General features: G+C 45.6%; 8 protein-coding genes and 1 pseudogene. 3 read left to right on the plus strand and 6 right to left on the minus strand.

Going from position 1 to position 10,459, the window contains the following annotated elements:
• Positions 1-293: 293 nt before the first annotated feature.
• The 3 genes from JGK07_RS09150 to folK all read right to left on the minus strand — a co-directional run bounded on the left by JGK07_RS09150 (position 294) and on the right by folK (position 3,272).
• Entirely contained in the window at positions 294-1,745 is a 1,452-nt protein-coding gene (locus tag JGK07_RS09150) for an FAD-binding domain-containing protein (protein WP_293193161.1), read from the minus strand.
• Positions 1,746-2,032: 287 nt separating this feature from the next.
• Complete coding sequence (locus tag JGK07_RS09155) at positions 2,033-2,581, minus strand: NUDIX hydrolase (RefSeq protein WP_293152783.1); 549 nt, start codon at positions 2,579-2,581, stop codon at positions 2,033-2,035.
• 202 nt (positions 2,582-2,783) lie between these two features.
• On the minus strand, positions 2,784-3,272 hold the full coding sequence (gene folK / locus JGK07_RS09160; RefSeq protein WP_293185390.1) for a 2-amino-4-hydroxy-6-hydroxymethyldihydropteridine diphosphokinase: 489 nt from the start codon (positions 3,270-3,272) through the stop codon (positions 2,784-2,786).
• Between the two features lie 158 nt (positions 3,273-3,430).
• Between folK and JGK07_RS09165 the strand changes: the two genes are divergently transcribed.
• Together JGK07_RS09165 and JGK07_RS09170 are read left to right on the plus strand one after the other, a co-directional pair.
• Positions 3,431-3,898: a hypothetical protein gene (locus tag JGK07_RS09165; protein ID WP_293185391.1), complete on the plus strand. Its 468-nt coding sequence runs from the start codon at positions 3,431-3,433 to the stop codon at positions 3,896-3,898.
• A 254-nt stretch (positions 3,899-4,152) separates the two neighbouring features.
• A complete protein-coding gene (locus JGK07_RS09170) occupies positions 4,153-6,504 on the plus strand; it encodes a PhoX family phosphatase (RefSeq protein WP_293241666.1) in 2,352 nt (783 codons plus the stop codon).
• A gap of 124 nt (positions 6,505-6,628) precedes the next feature.
• Here the strand turns inward: JGK07_RS09170 and JGK07_RS09175 are convergent, their stop codons facing one another.
• Both JGK07_RS09175 and JGK07_RS09180 read right to left on the minus strand, forming a co-directional pair.
• Complete coding sequence (locus tag JGK07_RS09175) at positions 6,629-6,970, minus strand: DUF5615 family PIN-like protein (protein ID WP_293185393.1); 342 nt, start codon at positions 6,968-6,970, stop codon at positions 6,629-6,631.
• A gap of 3 nt (positions 6,971-6,973) precedes the next feature.
• The gene (locus JGK07_RS09180; protein WP_293185394.1) at positions 6,974-7,315 is read right to left on the minus strand and encodes a DUF433 domain-containing protein; all 342 of its coding nucleotides are present in this window, start codon (positions 7,313-7,315) and stop codon (positions 6,974-6,976) included.
• Between the two features lie 240 nt (positions 7,316-7,555).
• Here JGK07_RS09180 and JGK07_RS09185 point away from each other — a divergent pair, with 240 nt between their 5' ends.
• Entirely contained in the window at positions 7,556-9,709 is a 2,154-nt protein-coding gene (locus JGK07_RS09185; RefSeq protein WP_293193159.1) for an SPFH domain-containing protein, read from the plus strand.
• Between the two features lie 156 nt (positions 9,710-9,865).
• Here the strand turns inward: JGK07_RS09185 and JGK07_RS09190 are convergent.
• Positions 9,866-10,270, minus strand: a pseudogene (locus JGK07_RS09190) (transposase); the annotation flags it as partial.
• Positions 10,271-10,459 lie beyond the last annotated feature (189 nt).

Here is a 10,459-nt window from a genome sequence, read left to right on the forward strand (position 1 = left end):
TGCGCTTCAGCGCTCTTTCTTATATATAGAGCAATACAGTTAACTGAAAACTGGTAGTCAAAGGTACGTAGTTGCGCTTCAGCGCTCTTTCTTATATATCAAGCAATACGGTTCACTTAAGATTGCTACTCGTGAAACTTCTATGAAAAATAGATACAGTTTGCTTCGTTCCTCTCGAAGGAAAATCTTAAGTAAACCTCATTGATAGATAAAGAGCGCTGAAGCGCAACAACGTACCTAATAATGAACACCTATTAAAAAAACTAAAGTCCTCACTACAAACAAAAAATCATCTACTCAACGATTTTTTGCTGTTTAAAAAGTTCCTTAAACTTGCGCTGCTGTTGATTGTGATCTACAATCGGATCTGGATAATGAAGCAGCCGACGTTCTATAGGCGAAATATTTCCAGTTAGCAAAAGCTTAGTATCCACTCGGCGCAATTCTGGAACCCAGTGCCGAATATATTCCCCTTCCGGGTCAAATTTTTGAGCTTGACTGGCGGGATTGAATATTCGCAAAGGTTTCGGATCCATGCCACTCGATGCACTCCACTGCCAGCCGCCATTGTTAGCAGAAAGGTCGCCATCAATCAATTTTTGCATGAAGTATTTTTCGCCCCACTGCCAGTTAATAATTAAATCTTTGGTGAGGAAACTAGCAACTATCATCCGACATCGATTGTGCATCCAACCTGTTTGATTTAACTGCCGCATTGCCGCATCAATAATTGGATAGCCAGTTTTGCCCCTGCACCAAGCTTGAAACAGCTTTTCATCGTTCTCCCAGGGAAAGTCTTTGAATGCTTTACGGTAGGGGCCATCTGCTAATTCAGGGAAGTTATACATCGCGTGTTGGTAAAATTCCCGCCACGCTATTTCCTGTTGCCAAGTGCGGATACTTGTGCAGGCTTCTTCGCTGCGGCAAGTGTCCATTACTATCTGGGTAGCTTGCCAAACAGTGCGGATGCCTATTGCACCAAATTTGAGGGCGGCGCTGAGTTCTGATGTACCCTTATTTGCGGGGAAATTGCGCTGTTCTTGATATTCGTAAATAGCGTTCTCGCAAAATTCTTCTAATTTTTTTTGCGCGGCACCTTCTCCGGGTTCTATTACTAATGGATTTTCCCAAATGAATCCCAAACTCAAGGCCGTTGGCAGTGTTTTCATGGCACCTGTTTGGTTGGCTATTTCTTGTTCTTCTGCGGTTAATCCCGTCATTAATTGCGGATAATTTATCGGCAGTGTCTCTACAGCTTGGGCTTTCGGTTGGCTATTCCATTTTTTCCAAAATGGTGTATAAACTGTGTAGGGATTCCCTGTACCAGTCCGTATTTCGTCCGGGGCGTGCAGAACTTGATCCCAGAAGTTTTTAACTTTTATTCCTGCTTGTTGGAGGGCGTTTGATACGGATATATCGCGCTCATTTGCATAGGGTTCTACATCTCTGTTCCAAAATACTGCTTTAGCATTAAGTGCCGCGGCTAATTTCGGTATTCCCATACGCGGGTCATCTTGAATTATTAGTAATTGGCTGCCTGCTTCGCTGTAACGTGAGGAGAGTTTTTCCAAGCAACCTATCATGTAGGTAACTCTGGCTGGCGCTACGTCATCGCGATCGAGTATATTGCGATCGAGACAAAAAATCCCGACTACTTTCGGACTTTGCTGGCGTGCTGCTGCGAGTCCAATGTTGTCAGAAATACGCAAGTCGCGACGGTGCCAAAATAAAATTAAATCAGACATTCGATTTTAGATTTTAGATTTTAGATTTTAGATTTTAGATTTTAGATTGACTCCCACGGATCGAGCCGGGGATTGTTAGAATGCAGAGCTTTTCATAGTCTCTATCCCGCTCATTCCCCCGGTTCAAGATGCGAATCAATGAATCCGGGGGCTGGTTACCAGAAAGAATTGGTTGAAAGCCTCTCCCCGATCGGGATAAATTAAAATCAGACTATTTATTACTCCAATCCTCTTCCTTCCTCAACTGTCAACTGTCAACTGTCAACTGTCAACTGAACAACTTTGCTTTAAGTCAAAAAAGGACGCGCTAAGAAGAAGCTAGAAATAGATTTCGCATCAATTGGTTCCCCGGCTAAGATAGCTTTTTCTAATTCTTCTGGAGTGAATAAAACTGTCTCCATGTCTTCATCATCGTCTTGTTCTGGCGGCTGTTCTAGTTTGACCAAATCTTGTGCTAAAAAAGCATAAATGATTTCGTCAGAATAACCGGGTGCTAGCATAAATTTGCCTAATTCCCGCCATTTTCCGGCGCGATATCCGGTTTCTTCTTCGATTTCCCGTTTGATAGTTTCGGCGGGGTTTTCATTGATTTCGACTGTACCTGCGGGAAATTCTAAAATCCGCCCTTTGGCGGCGAAGCGGTATTGTCGCACCAAGACGAGTTTACCTTCGGGGGTAACGGGAACTGCTAGTGCTCCGCCTGGGTGGCGAATACATTCCCAATCGCCTTCGGAACCGTTGGGAAGGCGGAGGCTGGCTACATCAAAGTTGAATTTGCGCCCTTGGTAAAATAGGCGCTGTTTGAGGAGTTGGGGTAGTTCTTGACCGATCGACATAAGTGAGAAGCGAATAATGTTTGATTGCACCGATTTAAGACATGATATCGTTTCCGGTGGCATCGGAATAATAATTTGGATGCTGTCAGTGCGAGCGTCCCGCTCGCTACCCAAATCGCGAGCGGGACGCTCGCACTACATAATTCCGATGCCAACGGATTTGACATCATAGGCGATCGCCGCCCTGAATTTTGCTCATTTTCTACACTTTCATTTTTTGCACTCCGGAACAGTCTGCGGTTTTCAGGATTTGGCCGATCGCACTTTTCGTCACAGGATGCGCCCAATCCGGCGCAATTTCTACCAAAGGTACTAATACAAAAGCTCTTTGGGTCATCCGGGGATGAGGTAAAGTCAGTGTCGGAGTTTCTAGGATTAAATCATCGTACAGCAGCAAATCCAGGTCGAGGGTTCTCGGCCCCCATTTTTCGCGGCGAATCCGATTAAATTTTATTTCAACTTCTAATAAAGTTGCTAGCAATTGTTGTGGTTGTAGCGTAACTTCTAGGATGGCACAGGCGTTAATGTAATCGGGTTGCGGCGGCCCTACGGGGGCGGTTTGATACCAGCTAGAATGGGATTTTACGGCGATTCCGGGGGTGTTGTTGAGAGTTGCGATCGCGCTTTTGAGCGTGGCGAGGGAGTCGCCTAAATTGCTGCCAAGGGCGATCGCACATTTTGTTGATTTCATTGGGAATTGGTTATTAGTTATTGGTTGTTGGTTATTGGTTATTGTTAGTTACTTTCTGAGTAACGCGGGGTAGACCTTATTATTTTAATCTCAGCTTAATTCAGTGTTAATTATTATTGATTATCATTGACAAATGTCAGTATTTAGTTGAAAGATTAATGAATTTGCACCGTCGCCTCTTGTCTGCCGTCATTCTAGTAACTATCAATTTAACAACAAGTGTATCGATCGGTTTAGCAGAAGCTAAGGAAACGTACCTTACCTTAAATTCGGACGATAGTCAATCTTTCGCGGGTTTAGTTCAGCAGGCGGAAGATTTAGCCGCATTGTCGATCGCCCGCGAGTTTCAAGAAAATCCGGCGTTAACAGAAGTTACCATCATCATTACAGCCGATCGCAGCCGACAAAGAGTTCCGGTTTTGCGATCGAGAGTATCCCGCAGCCAGTGGCAGAAAGATTCGAGAATCGAACAGTGGACTAGATATTTTGCTGATTCTCAATACCTGCTGGGATTCAGAGATAGCTATATTTCGTCGGGAAATTCAGGGCGATCGCAAACTATTAACGTGCCCGCCCCCAGCCGGCCTGCATCCCGACAAAACGATCCGGCTTTTCGAGATGATTGAAGAATTTGGGCATGGGGCATGGGGCATGGGGCATGGGGCATGGGGCATTGGTTATTGGTTATTGGTTATTGGTTATTGGTTATTGGTTACTGGTTATTGGTTACTACTGACAACAGTTAACAGACAACAGTTAACCTTTTGTTAACCTAAATATCTCCCAATTTTAATTAACCTTAAGGTTAACTTCCCTTAATTTAACAGTGATAAATTTCTAGGTAAATCATGATTAGGGATGTTGGGTTGAATAGGAATTTATGTCTAAAATAACTCGCCGACAACTGTTAATTTTCTTCGGTAGCAGTGCAGCTACGACTGTGCTTGCGCCTCAACTCACTGAAAAACTATTCGGCATCAATTCCACCTCGGCCGAAGCTGCCTTAAGTCCTCTATCTTTCACTCCGTTAAGACTACCTCATCCACTGCCAGTTTATAAAGAATTGTCGAGCTTTATGCCTACTGCATTGAACGGACAGGGTACGGTAATGGCGGCCTCGCAAAATACTAGATTAACCAGCTACAACGTAGTTGACGATGTGGTTGTCCCGCCGGAATACGAACGGTACGTGATTCTTCGCTGGGGCGATCGAGTTTTCCCCGATTCGGCAGACTATTTTGGCTACAACAACGACTACACCGGCTTCGTAGAGATTCGCGGCAGCAATGACGATGGCTATCTCTGGGTTAACCACGAATACATATCCTTCCCGATGTCGAAAGTGGCACCGGAAGCGCCGGCAGATGTGGCATCTTTCCCCGCAACCGATCGCGCTGTCCTCGGTTTAGACTTATCCGTAAAAAATCGCGCTACCCTCGGCGAATTTCTATACAATCTCGGTGGATCGATCGTCCGCATCACCAAACAAGCTGATGGACGCTTTAGGGCGATCGCCCGCGATTCCCTCAACCGACGCATTCACGGACTTTCCGGCCTCGGAATCAACAGCCAGCGTGCGGACAAATACAAAGATGTCACCTCCTGGGGAACCAGACGAGGCGACGACAAATATCTCACAGGTACGGGCCCCGCAGCCACCCAAGTCTTCGCCCAAGTCAACAGCGACGGGCTCGGAAACCGGATCGTCGGTACAGCCTACAACTGTTCCGGCGGCACAACCCCGTGGGGAACAATCCTCTCCGCCGAAGAAAACTTCCAAGGTAGCGAACTATTCTTCGTCGGAGTTCAGGAAAACGTCAAACCCAACGGCGGCCAAACGGGCTACGCCAAGGGCACGACGGGCGAAGAATTCGGCTTAGTCGGCGAAAAATACGGCTGGATGGTAGAAGTCGATCTCCAAGATCCGAATTTCCGCCCCCGCAAACACACCGCTTTAGGCCGTTTCCGCCACGAAAACGTCGCGATTCGCGCCGAAGCAGGCCGCAAGTTAGTAGTGTACATGGGAGACGATCGGCGCGGCGGACACACCTGGAAATTTGTTAGCAACGGTACTGTCACCAATCCCGCAGATAAAAGCAACAGCCGCTTGTTTGAAGATGGCACTTTATACGTCGCCCAATACAACCGTAACGGTGCTGGAAGATGGTTGCCACTAGCATTAAATAGCCCGACGAATCCGATACGTCCTAGTAAACTTGGCGAAGCGGAATTAGCAAGTTTTGGCAAAGCTCAAAGAGATGCTAATACTCGCTTACCCAAACGCGCCGGAATTGCAGGTCAAACTGAAGATGGTGGTTCATTTGTAGCGGATATAACTAATGAAGCAACAACACTTGCTGGCTACAGAAATAAAAGTCTGGCTAATTTCTATACCAGCCAAGGTGCAGTTTTAGTTGATGCCTTTTTAGCTGCTAATTTAATTGGTGGCACTCCGACGGCGCGACCGGAAGATTTGGAAATTAATCCTACTACCAAGGAAGTTTTCATTGCTTATACTGACGCCGCACCGGGTAGCGACGGTTATCCAGATTCTCGCATTTTTACTGTTGCTAAATACACTGCCGCCCTCAATAGCACCCAGCAGTCTGGAGGAATTTACAAAATTATTGAAGATAGTTCCGACGGTGCGGGTTTGACTTTCCGCTGGCAGCGTTTTGCTCAAGGTGGAGAGGCTGGTTCTGTGGCTGGATCGGGATTTGCTAGTGTAGACAATTTGGCTTTTGACACTCAAGGTAATATTTGGGGTGTCACCGATATGTCTACTAGCACGCACAATGGTTTTGATGTCGGTGCTGCGGCAAAACAAGCGACGATCGACCATAAAAAAACGGGCAATGTGTCAGAGTTTACTGGTGTTTTCGGCAACAATTGGCTGTTTTACATTCCAACGAACGGCCCAAATGCAGGAAGTGTAATTCCGTTTGCTTACGGCCCGAATCGGTGCGAAATGACGGGCCCGACTTTTGTGGGAGATACGCTGTTGCTTGCGGTGCAGCATCCTGGGGAAGATTGCCCGATCGATGATGGTACTGTACTCAGCCGCCAAATTGAAATGTTGGATTTGAGTGGTGCTGTTTTCAATCAAACTCGGACTGTTGCTCGCGGCAGTTTGTGGCCGAGTAATATTGAGAATGACAGGCGCCGATCGCCGATGCCTTCGGTGATTGGGATTCGCCGCGTGCGATCGACGACAAGCGGTCAATTTGTTTAAATAGGACTTGCGCGTGAAGCCCTAGAAACCGGGTTTTTGCCCAGATATGTCGTCGCAGCCGACAGATTCGATAAAAACCCGGTTTCTTTTCTCAGCGACGCACCCTACAAATTAGTAACTACCGTCACACAGCAGGACGAACAACACGAATCAGTTTACCTTCCAAAGATTCTGCTGCTGTAATAGCCGCATTGATTCGGTTAGCCAGCGCTTCCCAATTGCGATCGTTCGTACAGGCGATAATGCCAGCATGAAGGGGCTGTATGCGATGCAACCGAAAGAAATCTTTACGGTTTTCAGTAATCACGGCACGTTTTTCGCTACTGGCAAAAGCTAAAACATCCGAGTCAGGAATTCCTTGATTAGCTCTGCCTGCTTCTTGGACAGTCAAAATATCGTGACCTAAAGCTCGCAGTAATTCTACAACAGGATAGGGGTATTGCTCATCGGCATAGAGACGTGCCATCTGCTACAAATCCTCGTACATGACTTCATCGTTTTCCCGAATTTCGGTTTCGATTTCATCGGGAAAGGCTTCAGCATAAGCCCAAGCGTTGGCAATATCAGTAGCAGATAGCGATAAATAGCTTGTGAGTAAATCGGCTTCGCTATAGCCAATCCGACGAGCTTCTACAAGCCCCCAAACGGTGATGCGAGTTCCAGCAATGCAGGCACTGCCACCACAAACACCAGGCGTTTTTTCAATACCGCGCCAAGGACTAATTTTCCCTTGGGATAGCAGTTGAACCACTTGAGCTTTTTCGTCGTCAGAGAGTGCCAGCAATTGAGGCTCTAATTCTTTCAGCGTCATGGCAAACAATAGAATTGCGGTTACTTTCTATCTTATCAAACAACTTTTAAGAAAGTCATCTTAAAAAAGAGCGATCGCCCGAGAGTCAAGCGATCGGCTGGTATTATCAAACAGTCTGTATTGACTGGAAAACCTGTTTTCGCACAAAAATAACCGCAGAATTTCAATAAGTTTTATGTACCCACTTTGGAATCAAGGCTAAGCTGGATGTAATAAGACTCTACAGCTTGTATGAAAAAAATGCTTTATTCACTTTTGCCTAAATCTCAACTCAACATTCGGGTTTTAAAACATTTAGCAGCCGCTGTTTCTGCATCTTTAGCTCTCAGTGCAATTACCACTTTGAAACCCTCGCCAGTAACGGCTGCTGGCGATATCCCCCTAACACAAACCTCGACTCAGCTAGCAGCAAAACCTGATTCTAGGTTGCAGCTAGGGCAGTTGCGTACCACTGTTCCCGTGCAGAGAATGCAGCTCGATGGGGGTGGATTTATCCCGATCGCGATCGGCGGTATGATAGTTATTCTAGTGCTACCGCTATTTTTTGGCGGATTAGTCGTAATTGGCGATCGCGAAGTCGGAATTGTCAGTAAAAAGTTTAGCTTTGGCGGCAAGTCTTTACCCCCAGGCGATTTAATTGCCTTAAACGGAGAAGCTGGATATCAAGCTGATACTTTACCCCCCGGTTGGCATTGGGGTTATTGGCCTTTGCAGTACAACGTTCGCAAAGAATCTCTGACGATAGTTCCCCAAGGCGAAATTGGTCTGGTGATCGCAGCAGGCGGCGAGTCAAATCCACCGCAGCGCATTCTCGGCAAAATCACAGAATGCGACAATTTTCAAGATGCTCGCAAATTCCTCAAAGGCGGCGGCGAAAAAGGGAGACAACTCGGAATTTTGACTGGTGGCAGCTATCGAATTAACACGGCATTGTTTACCGTAATTACAGCAGCAAATTCTCCCAAACACGGGATGACAGCCGAACAGTTAAAACTGTACACGATTGCCCCGGATAAAGTAGGAATTGTCACCACTTATGACGGCGTTCCGATTCAAGATGGCGAAATTGCCGGCCCGATCGTTCCGAATCATGACAACTTCCAAAACTCGCAAAAATTTATCACTGCTGGCGGGCGGCGCGGTTTGCAGGAACAGGTTTTGCTTTCCGGTTCGTGGAACTTAAATCCTTGGTTTGTCGGGGTTGACCAAGTGCCGATGACCGAAATCCCGATCGGCTATGTCGGCGCCGTGATTTCCTATGTGGGTCAAACCTCGGAAGATGTCAGCGGCGCTGCTTTCACTCACGGCAACTTAGTAAATGTCGGGAATAAAGGGGTGTGGGTAACTCCGCTTTATCCGGGCAAACATCCGCTGAACACTCGCATTTTGAAAGTAGAATTAGTACCAACTACCAATATTGTTTTGAATTGGTCGAGCAAAATAGAAAGACACAGTTACGATTCTCAACTTTCATCTTTAACAGTACGTTCTAGAGATGGTTTTGCCTTCGATTTAGAAGTAGCTCAAATCATTCACGTCGGCGCTTTAGATGCTCCGAAAGTCATCTCTCGCGTCGGTTCGATGCAGAACTTAGTTGACCACGTTTTGCAGCCGACAATCGGCAATTATTTCCGCAATTCGGCTCAATCTTATTCTGTGTTAGATTTTCTCTCCGCCCGGAGCGATCGGCAAGCGGAAGCAGCCGAGTATATCAAAGCAGCTTTGCGTACCTACGACGTGCAAGCAATTGATACTTTGATCGGGGATATTTTGCCACCCGCAGAGTTGATGCAAACTCAAACCGATCGCAAAATTGCAGAGGAACAATGCAAGACTTATGACGTGCAGCAAATAGCACAAACTCAGCGACAACAATTGGTGCGGGAAACTGCTTTAGCTGAGATCCAGCAAGAGATGGTGAAATCGGAACAAGGTGTGATGATTTCTGAGTTAAAAGCGAATTCTCAGGTGAAACAAGCTCAAGGCGAAGCTGAATCTATTCGAGTGAAAGGAAATGCTCAAGCTGAAGCTTATCGCGCGGGTGTTGTGGCTTTGGGCGGTTCCGGTTATACGGCTTTGCAGTTAATGCAAATTATCGGTGACAGTCATGTGCGAGTTGTACCGGATGTTGCGGTTAGCGGCAACGGTAGCGGCGGCGGTTTGGTTGACGGTTTACTGGGAATGATGATGTGGAATCAAACGGGGAAAAATGGCGAAAATGGCGGGGAGTTACCTGTAGTTAAGTTACAAAAATCTGAATCTGTGGCCAAGTTACCTGTAGCAAAGGTGAATTCTGTTAAGTCCCCGGAATCTCGCCCTAATTCGCCCCCTGTTGCGAATTCGGATAGTGATATTGATTCGCTGTTTGATGAATTGCCATTTGACAATTCATAAAGGTATGTAGGGCTTGCTGAAAAAGTCAGAAAACAGCATTGAGAAAGATAAGTCAATTCGAGATCGCCTCGGCAATATAAGTTTTGTCAATTTTATGATGACGAAACATAGCTTTTACCAATGATTGGAGCCCAAAAATATCCAAAAAGGTTTTTGTTATGAAATAGACAGAAAAAAAGCCAAAAAGCCTGCCTTCTTCTGGGCAGAAAGATTCATCACCAGAAAATTTATAGCGATACTTGTTTCAGAAGTATTATTAAGTTTAGCCATCACTCTACCGAGGCTAAATCTTCTTTTAGCTTCTCCAAATCTTCCCTCAATTAAGTTACGAATTCTCTCGTCTGATTGAGCTTGTTTTTTTATTGATTTGCTCAGATCTTTGGGAGGTCTTCCTAGACAGACACCGCTCATTCTGATGCCGAGTTATTTGCACCAAATTCTATTTTCTTCCGTTCGATATATCCGATCTACATGAATTGATTCAGGGTAAAATCCGGTGAATCGTTTAAATGCTTCTACTTGTGTCTTTAAGTCTCCTGATTCGTTGAAATTATCCCAACTAAGGAATGAAAATTTAATAACATCAGCGATGTATAATAAATAAATGAGTGAATATGAATAGGTTCATGTTTCGGTATGGATGTCAAATAGTATACCTACTTGGTTATTCTTATGTCGCCCATGATTTGTTGATTTGAATCATTTATCCTAACATAATTTATGTATTACTCAGACGAAATTACTGCTTTA

Origin of the sequence: Microcoleus sp. PH2017_24_DOB_U_A (assembly GCF_020738205.1) — a bacterium.
In the GTDB taxonomy this organism is placed as follows: domain Bacteria; phylum Cyanobacteriota; class Cyanobacteriia; order Cyanobacteriales; family Microcoleaceae; genus Microcoleus.

Excerpts from the sequence above, each read along its gene's own strand:
- JGK07_RS09180 (WP_293185394.1), bottom strand. The coding sequence starts at position 7,315 with ATGACGCTGAAAGAATTAGAGCCTCAATTGCTGGCACTCTCTGACGAC.
- JGK07_RS09185 (WP_293193159.1), top strand. The coding sequence starts at position 7,556 with ATGCTTTATTCACTTTTGCCTAAATCTCAACTCAACATTCGGGTTTTA.
- JGK07_RS09155 (WP_293152783.1), bottom strand. The coding sequence starts at position 2,581 with ATGTCGATCGGTCAAGAACTACCCCAACTCCTCAAACAGCGCCTATTT.
- JGK07_RS09165 (WP_293185391.1), top strand. The coding sequence starts at position 3,431 with ATGAATTTGCACCGTCGCCTCTTGTCTGCCGTCATTCTAGTAACTATC.
- JGK07_RS09170 (WP_293241666.1), top strand. The coding sequence starts at position 4,153 with ATGTCTAAAATAACTCGCCGACAACTGTTAATTTTCTTCGGTAGCAGT.
- JGK07_RS09175 (WP_293185393.1), bottom strand. The coding sequence starts at position 6,970 with ATGGCACGTCTCTATGCCGATGAGCAATACCCCTATCCTGTTGTAGAA.
- folK (WP_293185390.1), bottom strand. The coding sequence starts at position 3,272 with ATGAAATCAACAAAATGTGCGATCGCCCTTGGCAGCAATTTAGGCGAC.
- JGK07_RS09150 (WP_293193161.1), bottom strand. The coding sequence starts at position 1,745 with ATGTCTGATTTAATTTTATTTTGGCACCGTCGCGACTTGCGTATTTCT.